General features: G+C 58.6%; 30 protein-coding genes. 20 read left to right on the top strand and 10 right to left on the bottom strand.

The features are described 5' to 3' along the window. Nucleotides 1–104: 104 nt before the first annotated feature. The 8 genes from RZR99_RS28910 to RZR99_RS28875 all read right to left on the bottom strand — a co-directional run bounded on the left by RZR99_RS28910 (nucleotide 105) and on the right by RZR99_RS28875 (nucleotide 6352). A complete protein-coding gene (locus RZR99_RS28910; RefSeq protein ID WP_323122445.1) occupies nucleotides 105–350 on the bottom strand; it encodes a type II toxin-antitoxin system ParD family antitoxin in 246 nt (81 codons plus the stop codon). Between the two features lie 459 nt (nucleotides 351–809). Next, a complete protein-coding gene (locus RZR99_RS28905; RefSeq protein ID WP_323123198.1) occupies nucleotides 810–995 on the bottom strand; it encodes a hypothetical protein in 186 nt (61 codons plus the stop codon). A 12-nt stretch (nucleotides 996–1007) separates the two neighbouring features. Then, nucleotides 1008–1280: a hypothetical protein gene (locus RZR99_RS28900; protein WP_323123197.1), complete on the bottom strand. Its 273-nt coding sequence runs from the start codon at nucleotides 1278–1280 to the stop codon at nucleotides 1008–1010. 276 nt (nucleotides 1281–1556) lie between these two features. Then, the gene (locus RZR99_RS28895) at nucleotides 1557–1841 is read right to left on the bottom strand and encodes a type II toxin-antitoxin system RelE/ParE family toxin (RefSeq protein WP_323123196.1); all 285 of its coding nucleotides are present in this window, start codon (nucleotides 1839–1841) and stop codon (nucleotides 1557–1559) included. After that, the gene (locus RZR99_RS28890; protein ID WP_323123195.1) at nucleotides 1838–2116 is read right to left on the bottom strand and encodes an antitoxin of toxin-antitoxin stability system; all 279 of its coding nucleotides are present in this window, start codon (nucleotides 2114–2116) and stop codon (nucleotides 1838–1840) included. Before RZR99_RS28890 ends, RZR99_RS28895 begins: the two co-directional genes overlap by 4 nt. Before the next feature lie 473 nt (nucleotides 2117–2589). Next, complete coding sequence (locus RZR99_RS28885; RefSeq protein ID WP_323123194.1) at nucleotides 2590–3831, bottom strand: Replication protein O; 1242 nt, start codon at nucleotides 3829–3831, stop codon at nucleotides 2590–2592. A 308-nt stretch (nucleotides 3832–4139) separates the two neighbouring features. Then, nucleotides 4140–5159 carry a ParB/RepB/Spo0J family partition protein gene (locus RZR99_RS28880; RefSeq protein WP_323123193.1) on the bottom strand — a complete coding sequence of 340 codons (1020 nt, stop codon included), beginning with the start codon at nucleotides 5157–5159 and terminating at the stop codon, nucleotides 4140–4142. Next, complete coding sequence (locus RZR99_RS28875; protein WP_323123192.1) at nucleotides 5156–6352, bottom strand: ParA family protein; 1197 nt, start codon at nucleotides 6350–6352, stop codon at nucleotides 5156–5158. Before RZR99_RS28875 ends, RZR99_RS28880 begins: the two co-directional genes overlap by 4 nt. Before the next feature lie 230 nt (nucleotides 6353–6582). Here RZR99_RS28875 and RZR99_RS28870 point away from each other — a divergent pair, with 230 nt between their 5' ends. After that, nucleotides 6583–6834, top strand: a complete 252-nt coding sequence (locus RZR99_RS28870) for a hypothetical protein (RefSeq protein WP_323123191.1) — start codon at nucleotides 6583–6585, stop codon at nucleotides 6832–6834. Between the two features lie 74 nt (nucleotides 6835–6908). Here the strand turns inward: RZR99_RS28870 and RZR99_RS28865 are convergent, their stop codons facing one another. Together RZR99_RS28865 and RZR99_RS28860 are read right to left on the bottom strand one after the other, a co-directional pair. Beyond that, nucleotides 6909–7358, bottom strand: a complete 450-nt coding sequence (locus RZR99_RS28865; RefSeq protein ID WP_323123190.1) for an NUDIX domain-containing protein — start codon at nucleotides 7356–7358, stop codon at nucleotides 6909–6911. A 351-nt stretch (nucleotides 7359–7709) separates the two neighbouring features. Then, the gene (locus RZR99_RS28860; RefSeq protein ID WP_323123189.1) at nucleotides 7710–8318 is read right to left on the bottom strand and encodes a cytidine/deoxycytidylate deaminase family protein; all 609 of its coding nucleotides are present in this window, start codon (nucleotides 8316–8318) and stop codon (nucleotides 7710–7712) included. Nucleotides 8319–8965: 647 nt separating this feature from the next. On the opposite strand from RZR99_RS28860, the gene RZR99_RS28855 reads away from it, so the two are divergent. The 19 genes from RZR99_RS28855 to RZR99_RS28765 all read left to right on the top strand — a co-directional run bounded on the left by RZR99_RS28855 (nucleotide 8966) and on the right by RZR99_RS28765 (nucleotide 25882). Next, nucleotides 8966–9346: a hypothetical protein gene (locus RZR99_RS28855; protein WP_323123188.1), complete on the top strand. Its 381-nt coding sequence runs from the start codon at nucleotides 8966–8968 to the stop codon at nucleotides 9344–9346. A gap of 57 nt (nucleotides 9347–9403) precedes the next feature. After that, nucleotides 9404–11641, top strand: a complete 2238-nt coding sequence (locus RZR99_RS28850; protein ID WP_323123187.1) for a bifunctional diguanylate cyclase/phosphodiesterase — start codon at nucleotides 9404–9406, stop codon at nucleotides 11639–11641. 21 nt (nucleotides 11642–11662) lie between these two features. Then, nucleotides 11663–12688, top strand: a complete 1026-nt coding sequence (locus tag RZR99_RS28845) for an autoinducer binding domain-containing protein (protein ID WP_323123186.1) — start codon at nucleotides 11663–11665, stop codon at nucleotides 12686–12688. A gap of 104 nt (nucleotides 12689–12792) precedes the next feature. Then, the gene (gene dctP, locus RZR99_RS28840; RefSeq protein ID WP_323123185.1) at nucleotides 12793–13827 is read left to right on the top strand and encodes a TRAP transporter substrate-binding protein DctP; all 1035 of its coding nucleotides are present in this window, start codon (nucleotides 12793–12795) and stop codon (nucleotides 13825–13827) included. Further along, the gene (locus RZR99_RS28835) at nucleotides 13824–14033 is read left to right on the top strand and encodes a hypothetical protein (RefSeq protein WP_323123184.1); all 210 of its coding nucleotides are present in this window, start codon (nucleotides 13824–13826) and stop codon (nucleotides 14031–14033) included. The genes dctP and RZR99_RS28835 overlap by 4 nt, the downstream gene beginning before the upstream one ends. Before the next feature lie 17 nt (nucleotides 14034–14050). Continuing rightward, nucleotides 14051–14854 (top strand): 5-oxoprolinase subunit PxpA, encoded by an 804-nt coding sequence (gene pxpA / locus RZR99_RS28830; RefSeq protein ID WP_323123183.1) that lies wholly within the window; start codon nucleotides 14051–14053, stop codon nucleotides 14852–14854. 758 nt (nucleotides 14855–15612) lie between these two features. Further along, complete coding sequence (locus tag RZR99_RS28825) at nucleotides 15613–16284, top strand: hypothetical protein (protein WP_323123182.1); 672 nt, start codon at nucleotides 15613–15615, stop codon at nucleotides 16282–16284. Nucleotides 16285–16308: 24 nt separating this feature from the next. Further along, on the top strand, nucleotides 16309–16530 hold the full coding sequence (locus RZR99_RS28820) for a hypothetical protein (RefSeq protein ID WP_323123181.1): 222 nt from the start codon (nucleotides 16309–16311) through the stop codon (nucleotides 16528–16530). Beyond that, nucleotides 16530–18659: a DNA topoisomerase gene (locus tag RZR99_RS28815; RefSeq protein ID WP_323123180.1), complete on the top strand. Its 2130-nt coding sequence runs from the start codon at nucleotides 16530–16532 to the stop codon at nucleotides 18657–18659. Before RZR99_RS28820 ends, RZR99_RS28815 begins: the two co-directional genes overlap by 1 nt. A gap of 418 nt (nucleotides 18660–19077) precedes the next feature. Then, nucleotides 19078–19392 carry a hypothetical protein gene (locus tag RZR99_RS28810; protein ID WP_323123179.1) on the top strand — a complete coding sequence of 105 codons (315 nt, stop codon included), beginning with the start codon at nucleotides 19078–19080 and terminating at the stop codon, nucleotides 19390–19392. Next, nucleotides 19392–20024, top strand: coding sequence for a lytic transglycosylase domain-containing protein (locus tag RZR99_RS28805; protein ID WP_323123199.1), 633 nt, complete (start codon nucleotides 19392–19394; stop codon nucleotides 20022–20024). The genes RZR99_RS28810 and RZR99_RS28805 overlap by 1 nt, the downstream gene beginning before the upstream one ends. Before the next feature lie 2 nt (nucleotides 20025–20026). Then, nucleotides 20027–20347, top strand: a complete 321-nt coding sequence (locus RZR99_RS28800) for a TrbC/VirB2 family protein (RefSeq protein WP_323123178.1) — start codon at nucleotides 20027–20029, stop codon at nucleotides 20345–20347. Nucleotides 20348–20358: 11 nt separating this feature from the next. Further along, a complete protein-coding gene (locus RZR99_RS28795) occupies nucleotides 20359–20814 on the top strand; it encodes a VirB3 family type IV secretion system protein (RefSeq protein ID WP_323123177.1) in 456 nt (151 codons plus the stop codon). After that, nucleotides 20801–21016, top strand: a complete 216-nt coding sequence (locus RZR99_RS28790; RefSeq protein ID WP_323123176.1) for a hypothetical protein — start codon at nucleotides 20801–20803, stop codon at nucleotides 21014–21016. Before RZR99_RS28795 ends, RZR99_RS28790 begins: the two co-directional genes overlap by 14 nt. After that, complete coding sequence (locus RZR99_RS28785; protein WP_323123175.1) at nucleotides 21016–23436, top strand: VirB4 family type IV secretion/conjugal transfer ATPase; 2421 nt, start codon at nucleotides 21016–21018, stop codon at nucleotides 23434–23436. Before RZR99_RS28790 ends, RZR99_RS28785 begins: the two co-directional genes overlap by 1 nt. Further along, the gene (locus tag RZR99_RS28780) at nucleotides 23433–23951 is read left to right on the top strand and encodes a hypothetical protein (protein ID WP_323123174.1); all 519 of its coding nucleotides are present in this window, start codon (nucleotides 23433–23435) and stop codon (nucleotides 23949–23951) included. The genes RZR99_RS28785 and RZR99_RS28780 overlap by 4 nt, the downstream gene beginning before the upstream one ends. Continuing rightward, entirely contained in the window at nucleotides 23948–24589 is a 642-nt protein-coding gene (locus RZR99_RS28775; protein WP_323123173.1) for a type IV secretion system protein, read from the top strand. The genes RZR99_RS28780 and RZR99_RS28775 overlap by 4 nt, the downstream gene beginning before the upstream one ends. A 10-nt stretch (nucleotides 24590–24599) precedes the next feature. Further along, a complete protein-coding gene (locus RZR99_RS28770; protein WP_323123172.1) occupies nucleotides 24600–25526 on the top strand; it encodes a type IV secretion system protein in 927 nt (308 codons plus the stop codon). 20 nt (nucleotides 25527–25546) lie between these two features. Continuing rightward, nucleotides 25547–25882, top strand: coding sequence for a hypothetical protein (locus RZR99_RS28765; RefSeq protein ID WP_323123171.1), 336 nt, complete (start codon nucleotides 25547–25549; stop codon nucleotides 25880–25882). The last annotated feature ends 20 nt before the right edge of the window (nucleotides 25883–25902 follow it).

Here is a 25902-nt window from a genome sequence, read left to right as displayed (position 1 = left end):
CGACGTAGCGCTCGGCCTGTTCGAGTGACCACTGCTCGAACGTATAGGTCCAGATGTCCTCGAGATCGGCCTCGGCCAACGGCGTTAGCCTGACCGCCCGGGCCTTAGCCCGCATGCTTGGCACGCATGCGCGCGAGGAACCCCTGACCGTCGAAAGCCGCCGGCTCGCCGGAGGCCTCGCCGGCGCGGAGCGCTTCCTGCAGGGCCCGCAGCTCGGTTTCCTGGGTCTCGAGCAGGCGCAGGCCCGCCCGAACCACGTCGCTGGCCGAGCCGTAGCGGCCAGACGCGACCTGGGTGTCTACAAACTGGGTCAGATGATCCCCCAGAGAGATCGATGTATTCCGCGGCATCGCGCACCTCCTCATGATGCGTCGATTATATACCAAAATTTGGTATCGCTTCCGACGATGCCATCAACAGTACTCGCGATAAGTAGAGTTATCAGATGTATCAGTTTTGGTAAGACGTCCATCGGACGGAGGGGTGCCTGGCAATAAAAAACCCGGCCGGCGCCGGGTTGGGGCTGCGTGATCGCGACGCGCAGACTGCCTTGGCACGCCGATAAGGGGAGTTATCGGCATTGACGGTACGCTAAAAAAGGCGGCCGCCTGTGACAACGGCCGCAACCAAGAATTTTCCACTTACGTCCCGCTCGGGGAGGTCGAGACGCGCCCTGACTCTATCAACCTCCCCTGCCTTGCATCAAGCTGTCAGCTCAGACAGGCCAACACGCCAAACCCGGGATAGGACTCCCCCTCTTGCCGTCCACGTAGGGGTGACCATAGATTTCTTGAGGCCACCCCCATGTGTCAGTCCGCACGCAGCCACGGCTTGACGGCGATCGCCACCAGGCCGCAGCTCAACATGGCGAGCACCGGATGCCCCCAACCGGCGGGCACCGGCATCGCCAGGTACAGAATGCCGACGAACAACAGCGCCATCCCGACCAACGCGAGCGCCGCGAGCGCCGCTTTAATTCCCGTGCGACTCATCATCCTCTCTTAGCTTTATTTCTTGGTCATCAGGGCGATCAACCCATTGGCACGGTGACTGGCCAGCCAATACAGGACAACGGCCGCCACCGCCCCGATCGCAACCAGAATCAAGCTACCGGAAGAAAGAGACAGTGCCCCGTCCGATATCGCGCGCACCGTCATGATGAATGGAAGCCCCACGAATCCCGCGATGACCCCGAGCTTTGTCCGGTCGCGCAGCACCAACCCGATGCTGATCAAAACAACGAAGAGCCCTGCGATATCGAAACCCGTCAGCATGTTCATATCGACCAAACTCCTTGTGGATAAAGCTCCCTCAGTCCGCGAATCTACGGCCCGCCCAAACACCGGAGACGACGGCAACAGTCGACGTTGAGACCGAATCCGAACACCTCGCGCTCGTCGCGGGCGAGAAGGCTCTCGTAATCTTGCTCCACGGTGGCGCCGATGTCGACGCCCCCCTTCGCCGGGCTGGATTCAGTTTCTTGGTATCTGGTAGCTATCGGCTACCAATTAAAAACCGGGAGCGCCGTATCCTAACGTTGTTGATGGGCAAACGTCCTATTCATGGACTGGCGGCCACCGGCGCGCGGTATGCACCACGGCGAGAATCCACACTACATCGCTCGCCACGTCATACACCAGTCGGTAGCTCGGATGCGGAATGAATTCTCGGGTTCCCGATACTTGGCCAAGACGGCCAATCAACGGGAAATCGGCCAATTGCGCAGCGGCCGCACTAAACCTCTCGTCCATGTCAGCGGCCGCGACGGCATTGTCGACCTCGATCGCTTCCCAGATTGCATCTCGGTCCAGCAGTGCCTCGGGCGTCCAAACAACCTTCATCCGCGGCCCATTGCTTTCGCACGCCGGGCGGCAAAATCAGCCTCTACAACATCGTTCGAGACACCCTCGCCTGTTGCGACGGACTCCCGCGCAGCAGCAACTTTCTCGTGCAGATACGCATCATAGACACGTGCGTCGCGCTGCCGCTGCACAAATTCACGCATCAGGTCACGAGCGACCTGCGACGCTGGGCGGTGAACACGCTGGGCCTCGGCCATGAACTCGGCACGCAGTTCGGGTTCAATTTTCATGGTAAAGATCGCTTCCTTAGACATATCTGGCTCCAAGAGCGTGAAACGTATGGATGAAGTATATACGACGTGCATACATCGCGCAATACACGATCAAGGTAGATATTCGATAGCTACCGGATACTTTCGGGGTCGATCGGAGTCTGTCGATATCGGGCCAAAGGCAAACTGCGAGGCAAGCAGCCGAAGCTCTCCGCCAAGCACAAAAGGAGTTGCGCCGCTTGTATGGCGACGGCAATCACTCCGTCAGTGATCTCGCCGAACTGTTCTCGGTTTCGCGTCCACGGGTGTGGCGCAATCGACTGCACTCTGTTAGCGTCGGCGTTGCTCACCCCAGCCACTCTACTCTGGACGCTCGATCGACGATTCGGGCAATTGGCCAAGCGATTTAGCATGCGCTACGTCCTGAGCGGGCATTAACCCCCATTTCTGCCGAACGTCATCGCGCGGGTCCCTGCACTGTCAGCTTTGCTGGTCCCGCGCGGCATTGTTTTGCATCAGACGATGACTCGCCCGCCTCCCGCCCCCATCACCCACTGACGTGTCAGTGCACGCAGCGTCGCCATGTGCTGAGCACCGCTTGCTCGATCGGCTCGCGAATGGGTGTCTGCAACCGCGGACGTCGCAGCGACCAGCGTCATCACCCTAGCCTGCCGTTGCGTACTGAACTGTTCCTCGAGGCCCGGCGTGGCCGGGACTAAGCGACCTCGTTGGACCGCCTCGTACCACGCAGCTTGCCATTGAGCGGTACTGGTCCGTGGCGCACGCTCGTCAATGGCCAACGACGTGAGCACGGCGCCATCGGTTGAGAGCGTCACGCGCTGAGTGGCCGTCCGATCGTAGAAACTCTGGCCAGCGTGGCGCGCGACCGCGTCAGCCACCTGCTCCGCTTGCTTGGCGGCGACTTGGATCGTGTCGGCCTTAGCTTGTTGAGTGGTGCGCAGATGCCGGTAATCGACGGGCCGGCCAAGTAACGATCGCAGGTAGTTGATGGGGCAGCGGGCGAGCTTCAGGTGGTCCCAGGTGGCGGCTACCACGTCGGACAAGAACTTCCCTTGCAGGCGCGCTTCGCGCATCAGTTTGAAAATCAGGAATTTATGAAAACCCAGGCTGCGCAGGCGGATCAAGTCGGCAGGAAGTTGGCCCGGTTGTCTCTTTTGAAAAGAAGAAGGGGAAAGATTCTCATATATAGCACCGTGTGCCACGCTGGCATTCGGTGACGCCAATGAAAAGTCGGGCGTGGCGTTGACGTGATCAGGAGGCGTTTGTGCACATTCCTCTATGAGGCCATCCGCAACCTGACCAGCGTGCTCGATGGGGGCCTCAACCAGGCCGAGCAACTGGGCGGCAGCCGGCGTGAGATGGATGTAGGTGCGGCCAAACTTGCCGACCTCGACATAGCGGGTCTGCGTGGTACGCACAATGAGCCCCGCGGCTTCGAGATCGACGAGACTGCGATAGAAGCTGCGAACGGATTGCAGGGCACGACCGGTGAGCAATTCACGACGGGCGTAGATGGCAGCGAATGGCGCGTTCTGATCAACCGTGCGGGCGAGCGCGGCGAGCAGGGTGCGTGCACGGCCGGGTAGTTCGGGAATCTGGTTGGCGCGATGCACGGCGCGGAAGATGCGCCAGGGGAGGTTAGTGGGGTCGCTGGAGAAAGCCGCAACCAACGCTGCTTCATTATTTGAGGGGCGAATATCACCCTCGCCAGCAATCGGAGATTGCGCGATAGACATATCGAGCGTCCATTAAAAAAATGGCGATCCAATGCTTGACTGTCGGTCGCTTTCCGCTACACTCCGAGTTGCTAACTCTCAGCTCCGATTCCAGTCGGGTTGTGTAGCGGGCGAGGTTCCAGCCAAGCCCATATATTCAAAAGCCTTCGGTTCCAGCCGAAGGCTTTTGTTTTTCACACGGTTGAAATTAACCCATCCAACAGTTCCTGTAAGTTGTTGATTTTAAAGCGCTCCCTACTAGGGATCCTTCTGGATCAATGAAGCAAAACTCTAAGTCCTTGAAAACATTGAGTTCCCTATTAGGGAGTTCAATGTTCGCTGTCACGCTCGAGTTCGCGGCGAATGAACTCTTCGATCTTCGCCGCCCATTGCTGAGCAGCAGCGTCGCCCTCTTTCCCCGCAAAGCGGAACCCCACCACACCGTTGCGAACGGATACGTCGCAAAGCTTCTTGCGCCCGATCGAGATTGACCTTTGAGCGGCGGCCGGGCGCTTCTGTCCGGGAGGGCGAGCCATCGCTAGCGCGTGCTTCTGCGTCAGCGAATCGTCTGCTGTCAACGCTTGAATAGCCTTGATCACCAAGTCCTGGTCTCCTGCCTTCGCCAACACGGCGAATTCTTCGGCGGCATTTCCCCCCAGGCGATCCGGTCGCAGCGCGATCGCTTTGATAGCAGCGGCAGGCAACCTCTCAAACGCAAATATCCGAGAAACGTGCGAATCGCTAAGCCCCGATGCTTGAATAATGTCAGCACGGGTAAACCCGGATACCTCTTGGAGCCGGACGAACTGCCGATACTTTTCGAAATCAGGGAGTGACGGCGCTAAGAGGTTGGCGAAGGTCGCGGCGAGTTCCGCTTGCTCCTGTGTGCCGGTGAACGGCACGGCACGAATCTTGGTGCGACCAAGATCATTCTTGTAGATGTCGATTCGGTTGTGGCCCGACACGATCTCCTTTCTTCCATCGGCCAGGAGGCGGTAGACCACGGGCGTCGCCAGCGCATTTGACGCGAGGTTGCTCGCAAGCTCTAGCCGCTCCACTCGCGAAAGCACGCGCCGGCGACCGGGCACCTCGACAAAATCGTCGATAGCAACCTCGTCGCCTTCATTCCGGCCGACCAAGGCTTCTAGTTCCGCTACCCGCTCGAGCGCCTCCGCGAGATTGGTTTCTGCGACAGTCACACGTTCTTCCGCAGCAGAGATTCGGGTAGTCGCGGCTAGTAGTCGTCCAGGGGATGTGCGCGGCGCTTCCCCAAGTGTGTTCGTGGCTTTAGGCGACGAGTCCGCTCGGATCGAGCCCGTGCGTTCTGCCAGTTTTTTGCCGAAGCTCATTGATTGACCTCCCGTGTCCATGCGGCTACGAGCTGGTTGTCGAGGTAATCCGCGAGTTGATCCAATGGGTCCCGCAGTCGCGCGTAGGTCGAGTTACGGACCTCAGATTTCGGCAAATCGTAGATCGTCGAGAGCATCGCCGAGGCGTCTGCTTGAACCTTGGATTCAGGGATGATGAAGGGAAGCACTAGATCGCCGTAGGCCTTGTGGAGCCAGCCTTGGACCGCCCGTGACGTGTCATTGCTCCGTGCCTTTGTCATCACAACATTCACGAAGTCAAATCGCTTTGTTGCCTTCAGACCAGGCAGATTCGCTGCGACATCGGAAAACAGGCTCCAGAACTGCGTAGAACTAGCGAAGTCGAGCCCCTCGGGCGGACACGGCATGAGGATCGCGTCCGACGCGAGCAGCGCATTGATCGTCAAGTAGCTGAGCGCTGGCGGTGTGTCGACAATGACGAAGTCATAGTCATTTAATAACGGAATCAGGCCTTTATTAATGATGTCCCAGAACTGAAACTGGTTGTCTGACAACATCTTCGCGGGGATCTCGAACTCGGCGTCGAAGAGCGACACAGACGCAGGGATGAGGTCAAGGTTGGTCCAATACGTCTCGTGAACCGCATATTGGAGCGACGACTCATCACCATAGACAAGTGGAAGAAGCGTCTTCTCGTCAGGAATCTCCGCCTCCGGCGCATAGCCGCACAGCTGCGTTGTCGATCCCTGTGGGTCGCAGTCTATGATCAACCCCCGTCGGCCAAGCAACGTCAGGGCTTGTGCGACAGAAACAGCGGTGGCTGTTTTCGCGACGCCGCCCTTGAAGTTGGCGATAGAATAGACTCGCCCTCGAGCACCGCCGGGCCGTGCAGCCCGCTTGCTCGTCGCGCGAATCCAGGTCATCGCCTCGTCGAGGGAATACACCTTCGTCCGTCCGGCGCCGGTCGACGTACCTGCGGGAAGATCACCTTTTGTCCCAAGGTACTTCAGCCGCTGCTTGTCGATACCGCAAAGCGCTGCCAAGCTCGCGCTGGAAAAGGTCGGGGCGTTCTTTCTGGGGTGCGGCGCCAACATCGCATCGCGCACCTGTCCAAAGAAGTCGCGCGCTTTATCGGCGACAGATCCCAAGTCCTCGATCGAGACCGACACGTCAACAGCGGGCAGTCGGCCGACCAGCAAGTCGTTTGCGCTCACGGCACTATCCTGGTGTGTGGGAAATTTCCCGGTTTGATCGTAAAAATCAATTAACCGGGAGAATACTCGGCTGACCAGTTAACTTCAAGTAAACTCTTAAGAGTGCGTAGGGCGGGGCGCGTCGCCAGCGCACCGAGCCACAACAGGTCAACCGTGCCAGCGAGCCCGCTGCTCGACGCCACACGTGTCGCAGATATTTCGTTCTTCGACAATACGAGCGCCAGAGGTGCGTGAACCTGCATACCGACTTCGGTAGATGCCGTGGAAATTTTGGCGTGGCAGCAGTCCGGGGATTGCCAATCGAGGAGAAGTGTACATACGTGCTGCAGTACGCAGCGGAGCAGGGCGACATCAGTTCTTATTCCGACGTGACGGCGACGTTTAAGAACGCGCTCCAACGGACAGCGTTCACCTCCTGGCTGAGCGCGAAGGTCGGTGATGCAGGCGTTACATTGCACTGGACGTCGGAAATCCGCCGTTGAACGCGACACATCTGCGATCCAAACGTAACCGGTCAATTAACAACGCCGTGCAGAGGACACGTCGGAAGACAGCGTCAATGTTCCGCGAAGAGGCTATCGAGTGGGTAAGGTAACGCGAGCATCGGCATCTCATGCCGATGAAAATACTTCAGCGACTTCGTCTCAGAATCGGTAGGAACACCAGTGCCGCCCACGATTTTGCAGGCAAACAACGTCACTACGTATTCGACCTCGTCGCCGTTGGGGTATCTGTACCGGAAGGCGCGGCCGCCGAACACACCGAGAACGCGGCTCACGCTTACGTCGTAGCCCGTTTCCTCCATTACCTCCCGAACGATTGCGTCTTCGGGCGACTCGCCGAGTTCGATCCCACCGGCAGGAAGGCTCCAAGGTTCACCAGTTGCTTTCTCTTGTAGTAGAAGCCGTCCATCCTCATCATGAATCACGGCGGCTACTGACGGGCTCAGAATCAGTCCGCTGCCTACATGGCTACGTAGCCATTGGATATAGTTTTTGTTGCCCATGATTTTAGAAAGTCATATTCCAGGGGGTAAAGTATGGACCGGCCAGCCTTTCGTAGACATGTGCATGTCGTCCGTACTGGTACTCGTGCAGCCATTCGTACCCGACGCAGACCACTAGTCAGCAGGCGATCCCGGGACCAGCACGTACGCTGCCCGCCCCCTTCGACTTGATTGGGCTGACCGGCTCGCCCGACCAGTAACTCGGGCTAAACGTGCATTATTTTCCGTTTTCTGACGTGCCCCCTTGTAGGGGTCCGTTGATCCCCAGACCCCGGTTACTGTAGGGACCCGGTGCTAGGAACGTGTCCAGCGTAACCTAACCGATGAAGCGGGGCGGACCATCTCATTAGTTCATGAGTTTCGCGAAGTAAAGGTTTTCCCCATTCTCTCAAACATCGTCTTTGGACAAAGCGACGACCCAAGCAGTTGCCGCTTAAGAGTAACACAGCCAAACTCGCCACGTTCTTCCGCCGCAATATATGCTGGAAACATATCATTGAGAGCTTTACAGACAGCTATAACGGTACGAGCACGTATATTTATTAGCTTAAATCCAATATTAGAATAGGAATTCTCATTGGCCTCTTCATGGTCAAGTATACCGAAACCGATAGTGGTAATGCCATGACGCTTTATTAAAGCACTGCAGGATTCATCTTGACGTCGGGCAGCATTTTTTTGATCACCATAGGTGGTTCCAGAACCAGCAGCTCGAATACAAGGAGATAACGTCGACAGCATGACAGCATGCGTGGTTGGCTTGCCGTGAGTGACTTCGAATTGCTCCAGTGCATTACGCTCCGCGTGCTTCCATGTGCCGTTGGAATTAAGCATACTTGTTGCATATGAACTTTTGCTGTCGTCTATAAGAGCGGCGGCAACTAGCCCAACGCGATCATCAAACCAGTGATCAAACAGATATTTGAGAGCGTTTTCCAGATGATTATCGTATGTCAACATAGTTTAATTTCTCTATATATAATAATGAACAATTCAAATATTTTTCCAAGATTAGGAAGTTGGACCGGAGGCCAACGTCTTGCAACGGTCGCACCGTTGGTGGGCGCCCACCTGATCCTGGTGTCGTGACGAGAATAAACTGGGGGGCGGGGAGCACCGGGCTATTGCTATCCCACGCTAACAAGGCCAGCAGCGGAGCCGGGGAGTCGCTGGCAGAACGTATCGTAGCTCTCCCTAAGCGAAAAGTTTTTACCTCCGGCTCGGCCGTGAAGGATTGCCGAATCCGTCGATTGAATAATAGCGAACGTAGAGTATGCCGATTTACCTGATCGAACTGACAGCTTGACGGCGACATCTTCTTGCGTGAATCAAATTATCTGCAACCAATCGCTGGCCGCCGGCTTCTTGACAACGCTCATCAAGCCATTCATTGTTCTGCGATAGCAGAATGTGTGGTCGTTGCATCTGTCTACGGCGAAGCTGAACAGCTCCTATGAAACAGGCGCCGTGGCGCAATGTCCGAAGAGGAGTGCATCTACATAGCTGTCAAGTATGGTTAATTGTTTTAGGTGGCGCAATTATTTTGCTCGCGCGCTTTCGGTGAGCGTCGTCGGTTGTTCAGATCGAGTGAAAAATAGAGGACCAGCATGTTGCATCGACTGATATTGTCTCTTGCATTCGTCTCAGGCGTCGCCTGGTCTGCTCAGCCGTGGTTTCCGATAACGAATACCGCGGCTCGCGGTTTGCTACTCGACACATCGAGTATTCATCCCACAATCGACCACCAGTTCGAGTTTGATCTCAAGACGATCTATCCGCAGGCAATAGCTCCTTCTGGCGCGACAGAGCGCGTTGCCATCGCTGTGACGCGGTATGTCATGGATTGCCGTCATTCGCGTTGGTTCGAGAAAGACACACGGTATTTGACAGACGAGGGTAAAAGAGCCGGGGGTGAAGTCGGGAAGCACGAATGGCAAAGCGTCGAAACAGAGAGTGAAATGGGTGAGGTGTACAGCAAGGTTTGCTAGTGTGCAGCCAAGTGAAATGACTTGTTTTCTTCATCCTCACCACCGAACAACGGCGTCATGGCATCCGAACATTCAGAAGAAATACGCAACGAAACAAGGCGTGCCACGACTCGTGTTATGTGTTTGATCGCCGGATTTTTTGTGTTGCTAGGTGTTGCAGCAGGTCTGATTACCTTACGGATAATCTCGGCTGATTACGAGACTGTACGCAGCAACGCGTTTCAGAAGGCTGATCTGCTGGCCGAATCCTATGCAACTCATCTAAGGCAGGCGATCAACGATACGGATGTGCTTGCCCGATTCGTTGCATTCGAATCGAAAAGTACGCATCCGCTAACCATCAATGAGATGGTTTCCCAGCAGTTGATCACACCGGGTGACGCACGCCTGGTGACAGTAACAGATGCGAACGGCCTGGTGACACAAACATGGCCTGCTCCACTCGCTCATCGGGTGTATCTGACAGATCGTCCGCACTACGTTATCCACAAGAACAACCCAGACACTGGCCTCTACGTTGGCACGCCGGTCGTAGGTCGCATATCGGGCGAATGGACGATTCAATTCTCCCGGCGCATCAACAATCCAGATGGGTCATTCGGTGGTGTTGTCGTGATATCGAAACCACCTACATTCATTTTTGCTGGTGCGATCAACAGTGCCAGTATTGGGCCAATGGGTACCGCTGTAGTTTTTCGATCAGACGGGACATTCCTTGTGCGTGCGGATGCCACGGCGCCGGTCGCGCTCGACGGACCGACGTTGCGTAGCTACGGTCCCGAAGCTGATGATGAAGTTTGGGAGGGAAACGATCCGGTAACGAGCTCGCCTCGCATATTTGCAAAGCAGGCAGTGCCAGGATATCCGCTTGTTACCATCATCGGACTCTCAGATTCTGACGTTTATCACGAATACATTAGACGGCGAAATGTCTATCTGGCGACCTGCGTGCTACTGATATTTGCTCTGATAGTCGCGGCGATTTGTACGATTCTGTACGTGCGAAATATCCTATCCCGCAACTTTGCCTCTCGCGCGTTGGCCGAAACAGATGCTCTAACAGGATTGGGGAATCGTCACAAACTACAGGCTTTTTTGAATAGCCATATTGAGCAATCGTCGGTGGTACCGATTGCGTTGCTCTCGATTGACCTCAATCGGTTCGGGCAGGTTAACGAAGCGATGGGCTATGAAGTAGGTGACGCGCTACTAAGGCAAGTCGCGAGTCGTATCGGCCGCGCTGCGAGTACAGCGGCAGTCGTCGCTCGGACGGGAGGAGACGAATTTGTAATCGGTCTTCGCGGCGCTGAAGCACATTCACGTGCTTTAGGGATTGCCCGAACACTAATCGACCAATTTGCGGTCGCGTTTGGACTGCGTGGCCGGACATATCCGGTCCAAATTAGCGTTGGTATTGCGAGTACGGTGATGGGTGCGAAGGACAGCACTACGCTGCGCGCGAATGCTAATGCCGCTATGGACATTGCGAAGAAATCAGCGCGAACCTCAGGTCACAGCGAATACGTAGTCTACTCGCAATCAATGGCTGACAGCGCTACGCAAGAATTGGCGATGATGGATGGTCTAGTCCACGCGCTGAACCACGGAGGGCTTTCGATAAAATTTGTGCCGGTATTTGCAAAAGAGGACTCACGTCAGGTTGGTGCACTGTCGGAGTTGCTTTGGCAGAGGTCAGGAAAAGAGCTGGTGCATGAATCGTCATTCATGGATCTCGCGCGCAAAAAGGGTCTCGCGTACTCGCTCCAAAGTTATGCGCTCCACGAAGCGAGTCGAGCAATTGCGGTCGAAGGGCAGGCAACTGGCGAAGACATGGTGCTGTATGTTCGAATGTCGATCGACCTCCTGGCTAGCTATACCGTAGTTCCAGATTTGAATGCCCTTGAGCTACCCGCGAATCGATTACGGTTAGTTCTTTACGATGTCATATCGGGACCGTTGAGCGACGTCACCGTTCTCCAACTACGTGAATTGCGCCAACACGGCGCGCTGATCTATTTGCAGGTTAGTTCGGGCGCTGAATGTTCATTAGATCTTCTCCATCAAGTGACCGTGGATGGGATCTTGCTTGCCGCGCCGACTGTACAACTCATCCCTGCGGATCGTGCAGCGACTGCGATTGCGCGCGGGCTGATCGCGACATGTATGGACATGGGACTGCATATTCTTGTCGGCGGAGTCGATTCGCAGGCGCAATACGAATTGTTGCCGCCGGGCGGGCGCATCGAGTATTTCGGGTCCTACATTCACAGTGCTCGCTTGAGCGGCGACCGTTGACCCCGCGTTTTGCATACGATCATGACCACCGGGGCACGTGACATCGATGAGCGGTCAGCCGACGTGGTGGCGATGCATCAAGTGGCAATTAACAAGCTGCAGATTAAGTTGCGGCTCCTGCGGACTGATGCGGGATACGTGTTGGAGCGAGAGTCGACGAGTCCTCTTGAACCGATTTTGATCCAATACGTACTATTCGGTGACAATGCAATATCTCAGACATTTATAGAGAGCGATCCTTATGCGGATCGCCTCCAAGACGCGTATCGTCTGTTGTTACATAAGGCTGCCAGTGGGTTCGAAATTGATCTGTTGGACTCAATTACGCTTCCCTCGAGCATTGCGGAGTCCACCAACGAAGCCCAACTCGTCAGGCTAGTGGACAGGGTGTGCGCTGCAGCGGGTGCAACCAGCTGGCTTTACCATTGGTACACCCTCGATGAGCATGAGCGTGATATAAACGGCCTTACCGTCATGGTCGGCGGCAATGCTGCCTGGTCGCAATTGTTTGCATATCGACATGGTTATCTCGCCGACCCGGCGGTCGAACATGCGCGCGCAGACGCGTCGCCGGTGCGGGGTTCAGCCCTAAGTGGCGCATTGCCTCGTGATCATTGGCTGAAAGTCGACGCAAGCGCATACGACATCAACAACAGCGTCTATTTTCCTGCCCACCACCGAACTCGATCGATGTTCGGGCTGCTCCATGTCAGTACCCATTCGTGCGATGTCGCATGCGAAGACCTCTTGTGGAGGAATCGTCCAACGCTACGTGCGCTGGCTTCAGATTTGCTCGATTGGCGAGTGATGCGACGTCAACAGACGCTGACCCATCAATACGGACTTACTCACGAACACTTGACGGCCTTGTGGGTAATCGATCGAGGTGGGGATGTCCAACAAGTCGCCGATATGCTGCACATTGATGTTCATGCGGCGTATCGTCTGTTCGGGAAAATTAATCAAAAACTGGGTTGTCGGCATATCAACACAAGCGCTAAGAAATCCAAAAACCTAGGACTCCTCGGTGGTTATATTCCAAAATAATGTAGTGCCGCTGCGTTTATATATCCCACTTCGTATCAGCCATTCGCGTTTGGTTTCCGGTAAGGTGGTAACACTGCGCAACCCCCAGTTTTCGGCTCAGGATCATGAAAGCACTGATGTTTGCGATTTCCACAGTTTGTCAACTGACCGCGGTTCTTGTCGGTTGGTCGAGCTGCGCAGCTGCTGAAGGCAGCTTGGAGATCGCGACCAGTTATCCGAGGGACACCGTATCGGGAGAAGCTACCGCCATGTTCGCGGGATTGGTACAGGCAGAGACGAACGGACAATTGATGGTTCGACCGACATTTGATGATCGGCGCCGCACGGACAATATTTTGAGGGGCGAGAGTGGGGTAGATGCAGGCGCACTATTTGCTGGTGATCTTCTGAAGGTCAATGCGATCTTTGCGTTGTCGGTACTGCCGTTCGAAGTCACTTCGATCGAGCAGGCTCAGCGACTATCTATGCTTGCACGACCTGCGTATCAGCAGGCATTCGCAGCCGAAAAACTAGTATTGCTAGCGGTGGTACCGTGGCCTCCGACTGGTCTGTGGTCGCGGCAGGTGATTGCGAACCCGTCTGATTTGAACAATCTGCGGATGCGTACCTATGATGCATCGTCGCGTGCTGTATTTCGTAAGGTCGGTGCTCAAGCTGACATGTTGCCGATCACCGACGCGTTGGCGCGATTGGGGAATGGGCAGCTGGACGCTGTGATGTCATCTGGCGACGGTGAGGCCGGCCGCGTATTTTCGCAACATCTGCGGAACTTCGAAGCAATCCACTACGCCTATCCCCTCTCATTTCTTGTCGTCCGTCGCAGAAGCTTTGACGGGCTGTCCGCGCCGGTCCAGGACGCAGTTTATCGGGCGGCGGAGCGAACCGAGTCGCTGGCGTGGCAAGCGCTGTCGGCTCGTGAGCTGCGCAACTATGAACAGATGCGAGAACAGGGGGTGACGCTACTAGATCCGATCGGTCCCGAACTGTCAGTGGTGCTACGTCGTGCCGGGCAGGCGCATACGGCACGTTGGCTGGCGACGGTGAGTCCGAAGATATCGGCACCGCTAAAGGAGTTCCGGGAATGGGTCGGCACGTACCGACGGATGGAGGGTGAAACAGATGCAGCGCTTGAACGATGAACGAACGCAAGAATAAGTACATTTTTCTGGGGTTAGTGATTGCGTACATGGCCCTGGTGTTGCTCGCGTCCCTGATGCCCAGCACCAAGGGCGTGACGCAGATCAGCACATATCTCACGGTGGAAGTGGGAAAAAAAATGTGTCGATTTGAAAATGTATACATCGGCGACGGCGTGATACGAGCCGCCAGCCAATGTGAAAAATGAGAGAGAAGTGAGGGCTTATGAGTTCCATTGACCTAAACGTGGATGTCGGTGAGGGTTTTAGTCAGGATATCGAATTACTTAACTACGCGACGTCGGCAAACATCGCGTGTGGTTGGCATGCGGGCGATGTTGTCACGATGCAGCGTATCACCTCAGAGGCGCTGCGACGGGGGGTGGCAATTGGTGCGCATCCGAGCTATCCGGACCGTGAGAATTTCGGACGGTCGCCGATGATTCTGCCGCCGGCGGAAATTTACGTCAGTGTTCAGTATCAGGTTGGAGCATTGGTTGCAATCGCCAAAGGGCTCGGTGGCCGACTCTCTCATGTCAAGCCACACGGCGCGCTGTACAACGATGCGGAACGAGATACCGACGTTGCCAATGCCATTGTCCGTGCCGTGCGTGACTATGACCCATCGTTGGCCGTATTTGGACTTGCGGAAGGACAGTTGGTCGATGCGGCACGTCGTGCGGGGCTTGTGGCGTTCGGCGAAGTGTTTGCGGATCGCGGCTACACGGAGGATGGGAAGCTGATTCCTCGGTCGGAGCCGGGGGCACTACTTGAGAGCGATGAGATCGCATGCCAACAGGTCCTGGATATGGTGCTACGCCATCGAGTCATGACGCGCGGTGGTGGCTGGGCTTGCGTTCGGCCGGAAACGCTGTGTTTGCATGGCGACGGTGATCACGCGCTCAAGTTTGCGAGTCGCATTCAAGCGGTGCTGATCGCGGATGGTGTTCGGATTGTCGCTACGAAGAAGGGGCACCACGTGAATCTCGATACATCAACCCGAGGCAAGGATTTGACGTTATCAAGTTGATGTGCTAGCTGCCGCTTGCTTTTGTGTCACCGAAAGGGTTGCAGCAGGCGAAATTTTCATGACGTGATCGTGTTGGATGGGAATCCACTTGAGGATATCGAGGTCGTAGCCGGTGATGGGGAACGAATTGCATATGTGGTGCAACAGGGGAAGCTTGCTAGGGGCGACGATCGCTGATCCTGCAACATTCAATGTGATGCGCCTGCCTTGCGGCATTACGGTTCGACCCGGCGAGCCGGGCTTCAGCCAGGGTGGAGGAAAACACCGGCAGCGTGATTTCTTGACAACAAAACGCAGTTATGTATAATCACAACGACGATATGAAGTGTCAAAAAGGAAATATGGTGTGTAACCCGTGATTTTTGCGACGACATGACGATACTTAGTCCTTTGCGCTCTAGGAAGAGAAAGAAGATGCAAGGGCTGACGTCTAGGGAACTGGCGGTGCTGTTACAGGCCGATCCAACTTACGGGTTAGATGCAGTGCAGGTTGATGTGGAGGGAGTGACATGCTGGGAATTGCATGTTACGTCAGAAGGGAAGAAGGAATTTTTTCTAGAGGCAGCGCGCGGCGGAATTCGCCGCTGGAAGGGGCTGAATTGGTTGTCGTCTTTTATTCAGCAGACATACCCGACCGTTCGGTGCTTTCGGGCAATTCTGTCTCAAGCGTAAGTCACGATTATCAGAACGGTTGATGCCGGTGCGCTAACACCGACACCAACCTAACCATTACGCAGTAACTGTTGAGGAAAACCGGAATGGCTACGCCAATTGTAGCGCGTCATTCGCACCGTGTGCGTGCATTTCGCATACAAATACTGCGCCTCGCGAGTGTAGCGGGGGCGCTGCTCGCGTCTTCGCTGCCCGCGCACGCCGACGACTGGGGCTGTCAGGTCACGTTGTGCCTGTCCGATCCGCGCGGCGCCGAAACCGAAAACGCTTGCGTTCCCCCGATCGAGAAGCTGTGGGATGCATTGAGCCACGGCGACCCGTTCCCGAAGTGCGACATGATGGCCAGCTTCGCTGCGTTGGCGCCGGAGATCCGTGCCGCCATTCCACAGGACGTGATCGACCAGGTTCAGGCCTCCAACATGCAGGCCAACAACCGCGGGGCGAGCGGGTCGTACTGCGCGTACTCGTTGATGTATTACAACAACAACTACGGCCCGGCTTGCCGAGCATCCAACGTGATCGAAGTGGTGGTCAACGGGAAAGTCCTCACGCGCGTGTGGTGGGGCATCGGCGGATTCAAAGGCCAGTCGAGTTCGATCACCGAGTACTACGCGCCAGATTCGGCCACCCAGCCCTACAACCCGGCCCAGTCGGCTGCCCAGTGGTGGCAAGACTATCAGGATCCGCAGCACAACCCGAATGGCGGAAACCGCGGTCCGGGCGGCCTGCCGTGGTTGTTCACGCCGCGTAACCGCTAAGCGTCTGGATCGGAGGTCGTTACCATGCCATCCCTCACCCGCGCTGAACAAAAAGCACTCCTAAATGCATCCATCCAGGGGCCGGAAGCCATTGACGCAGTACTCGAGGTGCTGCGCCGCGCGAATCCGCACGCGTTCCATTCGGCCGAGTCCCTGACGAACCGGACTTTCTTCGACGAACCGGTGCAGAACCTGCCGTGTCGAGGCCACGTGCGCCGCCGCGCCATTCAGTCGGAGGGCGCCTAATGCCGGTCCGCCTGTTCATCGCCGAGAAACCATCGCTCGCCAAGGCCGTGATGGCCGTGTTCGACGGCGCGCCCCAGCGCAATGGTCCTGCATACAAGATCGGTGACGATTACTTCGTGCCACTTCAGGGGCACATTCTCGAGCAGGCGATGCCGGACGCCTACCTACCCGACGATGTGCCGACCTCTAAAACCGGTAAAAAGGTCTGGCGCGCCAGCGACCTGCCGATCCTGCCGCGAGATTGGCAGCTCGTGCCGTCCGAGTCCACGGCCCACATCCTCGAGGCGATCCGGATGCTGATGCAGGATGCCGACGAAATCGTGCACCTGGGCGACCCGGACGCGGAAGGGCAGCTGTTGGTCGATGAGGTGCTGGACTTCCTGGCCTGCACACTGCCGGTGAAGCGGTTGCTGGTCAACGATGCGAACCCGGGCGAGGTGCGTAAAGCCCTCCAAACCATGCGCGACAACCGGGACCCGCAATTCCGCGCCTGGCACTTGTGGGCCCTGGCACGTAGCCGCTACGACTGGGAGTACGGCCTGAACGCAACGCGCGCGGCGACGTGCCGCGCGCAGGATCTCGGCTTCGATGTCTTGCTCTCAGTGGGCAGCGTGCAGACGCCGACGCTCCAGCTGGTCGCCACCCGCGACGCCGTGATCGACCACTTCACGCCAGTAGCGTACTTCCTGGTCGACGTTGTGCTACAGCACGCTCAGGGCGAGTTCTCGGCCCGTTGGCGCGCCCGAGACGACCAGGCTGGACTCGACGAGTCCGGGCGGCTCGTGGACGCGGCGATCGCGCAGGATCTGGTCGATCGCCTCGAGCACGCCAGCGCAACGGTGTCGCTCTACGAGCGCAAGCCAGCAAGTGAGCGGCCGCCGCTGCCGCTGTCGCTCAACGAACTGACTGTCATGGCGTGCCGACAGTACGGCTGTACCGCGGCGGAGGTTATGGAAGCGGCCCAAGCGCTGTACGACCGCTACAAGCTGACCACCTACCCGCGGACCGAGAACCGCTATCTGTCTGAAGCGCAGCAGGCCGATGCGGCCGAGGTACTGGCGGCCGTCGCGGCAAATCGCCCCGACCTGGCCGAACTGATCGGCGCGGCTGATACGACGCTCAAGTCGGCCGCGTTCGACGACAAGCGGATGGCGGGCACACCGCACCACGGGATCGTGCCGACCGTCGCCCGGGTGGATGCCGCCAAGCTCGGCCCCCTCGAACAGCAGATCTACGACCTGATCGTGCGCCACTACCTAGTGCAGTTCTACGCACCGGCGACCTTCATGAAGACCACCATCGAGATTGCCTGCGTGGGCGAACGCCTGACAGCGGGCGGGCGCACGCCGGTCTCCGCGGGCTGGCACCAGGTGCTCAAGCCGGAAGCGGACGAAGTGCCGGACGCGGGGGACACGGATGAGGGAGGGTCCTCGGGCGGCCAGCTGTTGCCCGAGCTGGCGGTGGACGATCCGCTGTTGGTGACGGCCACCGACCTGCAATCCAAACAGACGAAGCCGCCGGGGCGGTTTGACGAGTCGACGCTGATCGCGGCGATGGTGGATCTGCACAAGTACACCGACGACCCGGCTGCCAAGGCACGGCTCAAGGCAGGCAAGGGGATCGGCACCAGCGCGACGCGTGCGGGGATCATCGCGGACCTGCGTAAGCGCGGGTTTCTCGAGCCGCACAAGACGTCCAAGACCAAATTTCAGTCGAGCGCGACGGGACGGGCGCTGCTCGCCGCGTTGCCGGCTCCCGTCAAGGATCCGGCGGTCGCCGGGATGTTCAAGATCGCGTTGGACGCCGTGGCAGACGGCGAGATGAGCTTCGACGCGTTCATGGCGCGCTGCGAGCAGCTGGTGACGCGCATTGTGGCCGCGATCGGCGCGGCGCCGATGACGTTGCCGGGTCGCCACGCGTGTCCGGTGTGCAAGACGGGCAACCTGCGCCGGATTTCAGGGAAGGACGGATTTTTCTGGGGCTGCTCGAATTTCCGGGCAGACCCGCCCTGCAAGGCGTCTTACCCGGACGCTGACGGCAAGCCGGATGTCAATGCGAAGCCGAAGGGGCAGAAGGGACAGAAGGGAAGTAAAGGTGGTTCGTCGTTCAGCATGGGCGCGTGGAAATGATCCTTACCTCGATCGGCGAACCCATCGTGTTGCACGCTCCGGTTTTGGCCCTCGGATTAGCCGGAGCTTTTTGGGCCAGTCGCGCGCGGGTGCGTGCGACTGGCATTTTTTCGGACGAGAGGAACAGTCCTTACGGGAGGCGTCATGCAAACGTTACTGAACACGGCGGTCGCGGTTGTGATCGTGCTCTGCTGGCTTGTAATCGGCTACGGCATCGCGAATTCGCGCCGGTAAGCGTGCTATGACCCTGTATGACGTGCTGCACTGGGCACTTGAGAACATCGGCATGACGCTGCTCATGGTTGTGCCCTGGTTTATTTTGCTTTTTCTGTTCTCACGGGATTCACCGCAAACGTAGCCCAACCATGATGAATGGTTATATTCCTGCTGCGTTTGGCATTTTTTAAGGATTCCTAACATGAACGATCGACCTGAGGGTGAAGCGCGCGCGGCTCGCCTGCGGGCGGGCAAGACGGCGGCGATTTTTGTGTTGAAGGTTGCCGTGGCGACTTTGCCGACCTTCTGGGCAGTGCGGTGGGTGCTCTATTCGGTGTGGCTCCCGCTGGCGAGCACGGCTGTCCGTACGATGGATTGGATGGATTGGGCCGCCGCGGTCATGGTGAGCGTGGTCATCGTGGTGTTGGTCGCGCATCTGCCGTCGGCGATCTGGAGGGTGTTCGATGATCTGCTGAAACGATTCGCGTCGCGGCGGCGGACGGGGCGTTCGTCGTGATGCCGATCGACTTCACGACGCTGGCTCAGCAGTGCGCGCCGAGCGTGCACCCGACCACGTTGCAGGCGGTGGTCAAGACGGAATCGAGCTTCAACCCGTTCGCGATCGGCGTGGTGGGCGGCCGTCTGGCCCGCGCGCCTCGGAGCGAAGCGGAAGCGGTCGCGACGGTAAACGCGCTCGAGGCGGGCGGATGGAACTACAGCATGGGACTCGCGCAGGTCAATCGCGCGAACCTGAAGGCGACAGGGCTGACGCCGAGCACGGTGTTTGACCCGTGCGCGAACCTCAAGGCGGGCAGCGCGATCCTGTCGGACTGCTACACGCGTGCCCGGCCGGGGCGCGACCCGCAGGCAGCGATACAGGCAGCACTGAGCTGCTATTACAGCGGCAATTTCAGCCGCGGCTTCCAGCGGGAAGCGGACGGCCGCAGCTATGTGATGCGCGTCGTGGCGAATGCCGCGCAGGCACCGAATACGCCGCCGCCGGTCGTGCCGGCGGTGCAACCGATCGCGGTGACGCCGGACCCCGGCAGTCCGGTACGAGTCAAGCGCAGTGAATCGGCGGGTAAGCCGGCGTCGAGGTCGACGGCGGACCAACCGCATCCGGCATGGGATGCATTAGGAGATTTTTGAAGATGAAACTCATGATGAACCGAAATTTCGTTCGGCCTGCCCGTGGCGTCGCCCTGATGGCGGCCCTCGCCACGCTGTTGGCCTCACACGCGGCGGTGGCCGGCGGGGGCCTCCAGGCGGGTACCAGCGCTGTCTCGAATTTCCAGGTTTGGCTATACGGCTTCATCGGCGTCCTGGCGATTTGCTACTTGCTGTGGGTCGGGGTGCAGTGTTTCAGCAACAAGGCCGACTGGGTGCATGACTTCGGTGGCGGGGTCGCCAAGGTGGCGGCCGTCGGTGGGGCAGTTGTACTCGCCACCTGGGCCTGGGGTCTGTTCGCGTAACGGGAGCGGCCATGAGCGGGATGAACGGAATCGATGACCGCACGCTGTACTCGGCCTATCCGGGTATGAACCGGACCGCGATGATCGGCGGAGTGCCGATGATGCCGGCGCTGATCGTATTCAGCGTCTCGATGATCGCGAGCTTGTTCGGGGCCCTGATTGCGGGTCCCGGCGGGCTTCTGATCGGCCTGGCAGGTTTCCCGGTTCTGCTGTTCTTCCGCCAGCGCTGCGCGACCGACGACCAGGCGCTGCGTATCGACTGGCTGGAATTTCGATGCTGGCTGGACCGGATCAAGGTGTCGCTGTACGGCCGGACTCATACGCTGGCGCCGATGCGGTTCGGTCGATCGCTGGACGGTTATACCCGGGTCCTCATCCGTGGACCGGACTGGGCGCTGTACCAAGCATTTCTGATCAGGACGCGGGAAGCGTCCCGCATGCGAGAGGATGACGATGACGAAGCATAAGCCGCAATCGCCGCCGGCGGTTGGCCTGCCGGCCGGCAGAGCAGGTCGCCCGATGCTGATCGGACGGACCGGATCGGGCAAGACGACCGTATCGGACCTGTACGCGACGCTTCGGCTGTCCGACGCGGAGTTTCGATTGGTGTGGGGTGACGGCCCCGGCAGCGCGCCGGACCTCGATCCGCCGGCCGAAGACGAGGCGTGATGATGTACACGAGCGACTTGATCAAGCGCCAGACGGTGGTCGAAGACAAGCTGCCGGCGATCGGCCGGCCGGTGGCGGAGACGATCACGAGCCTGGACCAGGACCGCGCGCTGTTGGTGCTGCAGCTCAAGGGCGTGCCGTTCGAGTCGGCGAGCCGTGGCGAAATCGACGCGTACTTCGAAAGCCTGAACCGGCTGCTGGCCGCCGTCACCCTCGAGAAGGGCAATCGCCTGACCTTGTGGACGACGTTCCGCCGCCGGCGCGTGACGTTCGGCGACGAATTCCGGTTCAAGTCGACGTTCGTCCAGCAGTTCGCGGACACCTACCTGGAGCGATTCCGCCGCGCCGATCACTACGAGAACAGCTTCTTCCTGAGCGTGATCCTGCGGGGTGACCGGCTCGCGGACACCGTGACCGAGCTGCAGGAACTGGGAGAAACGCTCACGCGAGCACTGTCCGCCTACGATGCGCAGCCGCTTGTCACCTACGAGCACAACGGGTTGCTGTTCTCGGAGGCGTACCAGTTTATCGGCGAGCTGGTGAACGGGATCGATGAGCGGGTGCCGGTGACGGATGCGACGGGGCGCGAGCTGATTCCGACCTCGCACCTGCACTTCGGTTACGACACCGTCGAGATCCGCACCGACCGGTCGACACGCTTCGCGTCGTGCTACGACCTGAAGGATTTTCCGAAGGCAGGGTGGGGGCAAACGAACCCGCTGCTGTCGCTACCGATCGAGTTCACGCTCACGCAAAGTTTCGGCTGTTTCAATACCGGCGAGGCGACCAAGGAAATCGAGGACCAGATTAACGCGCTGGAGTCGGTCGAAGATAAAGCTGTCCACCAGATCAAGGATCTGAAGGATGCCCTGGCGCTGATCGCCGGGCGCGACCTCGGGTTCGGCGATTACCACGGCGCGCTCGTCGTGTACGGCAACACGCCGGAGCGTGCGATCGCCAACGGCGCCTATGTGACGAGCCGAGCCCTGAACGAGTGCGGTTTCCGCTTCGTGAAGGCGAGCGCGTCGGCGCCGATCACGTATCTAAGCCAGGTACCCGGATTCAAGACGAAACCGCGCCCGATGCCGAAGTCGACGCGCAACCTGGCGTCGTCATTCTCGATGCACACCTATTCGGCCGGCAAGGCACGCGGCAATCCGCTCGGTGACGGAACCGCGGTGATGCCGCTGCAGACGGTGGCCAAAAGCCTGTTCAGCTTCAATTTCCACGCTTCACGACTCGACGAGGACAGTGTGGGCGAGAAGCTGGCCGGACACACGTTGATCCTGGGCTCGACCGGGACCGGCAAGACGACGTTGCAGCTCGCGTTGCTGGCGTTCCTGGAGCGATTCGACCCGAAAATCTTCGCGCTCGATCTGGACCGGTCGATGCAGATTTTCATCGAAGAGCTGGGCGGGGTGTATCTGACGCTGAAGGAAGGCGAGCCGACGGGCATTGCGCCGTTCGCGTTGCCAGACACGAAACGCAACCGCGCGCACTTGTACGACCTGGTGGGCGCGTGCGCGCGTGATGAGCACGGCAAGCTGAGCGTGTCCGACCAGCGGCGCATCCAGCACGCGGTGGACACGGTGATCGCGCTGCCGGAGGTGGAGAGCCGGGTGTTCAGCCGGCTGCTCGAGTCGATTCCGGATACGGGCGAGGAGAACAGCCTCCACATGCGCTTGTCGCAATGGTGCCACGCGACGAGCGGCCGTTACGCGTGGGCGCTGGATAACGCGCCGTACTCGATGAAGGTCGATGTGGCGCACGCCCGGCGCATCGGGTTCGACGTCACCGACTTCCTGAAGAAGGATTTCGCGCCGACCGAGCCGGTGCTTGCGCACCTGCTGTATCTGAAGGAGCAGATGCAGCGGCAGGGCGGGCTACTGGCGACCATTATTGAGGAGTTCTGGCTGCCGGCGAGTTACCCGACCACGCAGGCGATGATCAAGAAGGTACTCAAGACGGGGCGCAAGGCGGACGAGTTCCTGGTGTTGGTGTCGCAGTCGCCCGAGGATGCGGTGCGGTGCCCGGTGTTCGCGGAGATTCGGGACCAGACGGCGACCAAGGTCTATCTACCGAATCCCGATGCGACAGCGGAAGGCTACAAGCTGCTGAACCTGACCGATCGGGAGTTCGGCGCGCTGAAACGGCTGGACAAGGAATCGCGGACGTTCCTGATCAAGCAGAGCAACCAGTCGGCCTTCGCGACGCTGGATCTCGCCGGGATGGACGACGAGATTGCGGTGCTGTCGGGCAGTCTGGACAACGTGGCGATCTGGGAGACGGCGGGCGCCGAGGCGGGCGGCGACCCGGTGAAGCGCATGGCGTTGTTTCAGGCCCGGCGCAAGGGCAAACGACGCAATGCGGCCGCGGCGCCTGATGCGGTCGACGCCGATGTCGAGCAGGCGCTGGAATGAAGACGACCGCCCCGTACCCGCCGATCGACGCCCGGATATTTGGTCCGGCCACGCGCGCGCAACTGGACGTGTGGTCGGACGTATTCGAGCGCACCCAGCTCGACCGCGTTCGTGGTCGTTGGCTGTACACGATCGTCGCGGTCGGTGCGCTGAGTTCACTGGCTTGGGTCGTGACGAGCATGAATATGCTGGAGATCTCGATCAGCTATGCGATGTGGGCCGGCGAGAGTCAGGAGCGCGTCCACGCGGCGACCATGCTGGCGTCATATACGTTGTTCGTGGCGTTGCTGATTGCCGCCGGTGTGTTGGCGATCGTAGGTTTTACTAATCACCGGACATGGGTCAAACCAAATCCGTACCTACCGATCCGGTCACCGGATGAAGCGCAAGCGGTCATCGCGCTCGCCGGCGTGCTGGACGATCCGATTGCGTTGGCGTACCTGGATGCCGTGCGGTACGAACCGCGCGCGCTGACGCTCCACGATCTGACCGTATTAATACAGGAGCGAGCATGAAATCTCTTCGTCATATTGCTGCCGCTGTGGTTACCGCGGTGGCGTTCACCAACCCGAGCGTGCATGCGCAAGGTATTCCGGTGCTGGATGCATCCACGCTTGCGCAAGCGATCGCGACCGTCAACCAGCTCAAGGCGCAGTACCAGACCTTGACGAATCAGTACAACGCGCTGACGGGTAACCGGGGGCTCGGGATGATTCTGAACGACCCGTCGTTGCGGAATTACCTGCCGGATCAATGGCAGTCGGTCTATGACGCGGCCAAGGGCGGCACATTGAACGGCATTAGCGGCCCTGCGCAGCAAATTGCCCAGCAAGAGGGGTGGACCGCCTATACGCCAGGCCAACAACGGCTGAACAATACGATGGCGATGAACAAGTCGATGGCGATGGATGCTTATGGCGCGACGCTTACGCGCTTGCAGAACATCCAGAACCTGATGTCGCAATCGAACCTGACGCAAGATCCGGCGGCGAAAGCCGACTTGCAGAACCGCTGGGCAGCCGAAGTGACCCAGATCAACAACGAGAAGACGCGGCTCGACCTGATGGGGCGCCTGCAGGACATCGAGGAGAAGTATGCGCAACAGGCCGCGCATCAGGACATGCAAAACCGGTTGAACGGCGACACGAACTAGGCGGCCCGCGATGAACATCACGATATTCACGGATCTGTTCAACGCGTTCGACAAGAATGTGCTGCAGACCATCAACACCGGGTCAGCGCAGATGATCTCGCTGATCAGTCCGCTGGCGGCCGTGGGTTTCAGCATCTATGTGCTGCTGGTGTTGGTGTCTTACTGGCGAGGTCACAACGACCAGCCGATCGTGGATTTCATGATGAAGATGGCGGGCTGGGCGGCGGTGCTCACGGCCGGCATGAATATCGGGTACTACAGCGAGTACGTGGTGCCGTTCTTCAACGGCATCGGCGATGACATCGGCCAAGCGCTGACGGGCGGACAGGGACTGACGGCGGCGCTCGATAATCTGCTTAATTTGTACATTCAGGCCATCGTCACGCTTTACAAGCCGTTGAGGGCTATCGATGTCGGACTGTTCATGGAAGTGACGGCGATCGCTTTTTGCATCATTCTCGCGGGCGTGCCCTTTATTGCGATTGCCGCCGCCTACATCATCCTGGCCAAATTCGCCCTCGGGCTGCTGCTGGCATTGGGACCCTTGTTCATCGTGGCGTTGCTGTTTCCCGTCACGCGCCGGTTCTTCGACAACTGGGTCGGTCAATGCCTAAACTACGGATTCCTGGTGGCGTTGTTTGCCACGGTCGGCGCGCTGGAAGTGTCGTTCGCGACGAGCCAGCTGCCAACGCGATTCGATCTCGACAACGCCATCATGACGTGGCAAATCGAAGGGAAGTTGCTGGGGTTCGGCTTTGTTTTCCTGATCATCTCGCTCAATTTGCCCTCGCTCGCCTCGCAGCTGGCGGGTGGAGTGGGGTTGTCGTCGATGGTGGGCAATATCGGCGGGGCGAGTCGGGCGATCGGCGGAATCTCCCGCGGATTGTCCAAGATGCTCTCCGGGCGTCGTGGCGGTACTGGCGGCACGATTTCTTAAATCAGAACAAGGATCTCATCATGAACAAACGCGTCGTCAATTTTATGCTCAGCTGCGCGATGGCTTCGGTACTGGTCGCGTGCGGCAAATCCAACGGGGATCAATTCCTGGGCGAATGGACCAAGGTGCGGGGGATGGGGCCGGATACGGTCCGGATCGACAAGAGTGGCGACAATTTCGTCGTTCACAACATCGCGTCGCCCAATAGTGAGCGCACGGAGCCGGCCGTGCTTCAGGGCGATAGCCTCTTGGTGAGTGGCGGCATGGCGTATCTGGCGATTATCGACCCGAAGTCCGGACATTTGATGATGCCGGGTGTGGAAATGAAACGGGCCGGGAAGGGGACCAACCAATGAAACGACTTTGCTGTGTCGTG

Source organism: Burkholderia alba (genome assembly GCF_034721475.1).
GTDB lineage: Bacteria > Pseudomonadota > Gammaproteobacteria > Burkholderiales > Burkholderiaceae > Burkholderia > Burkholderia alba.
The sequence above is the reverse complement of the archived record's forward strand: the minus strand, read 5'-3'. Positions and strand labels throughout refer to the sequence as shown.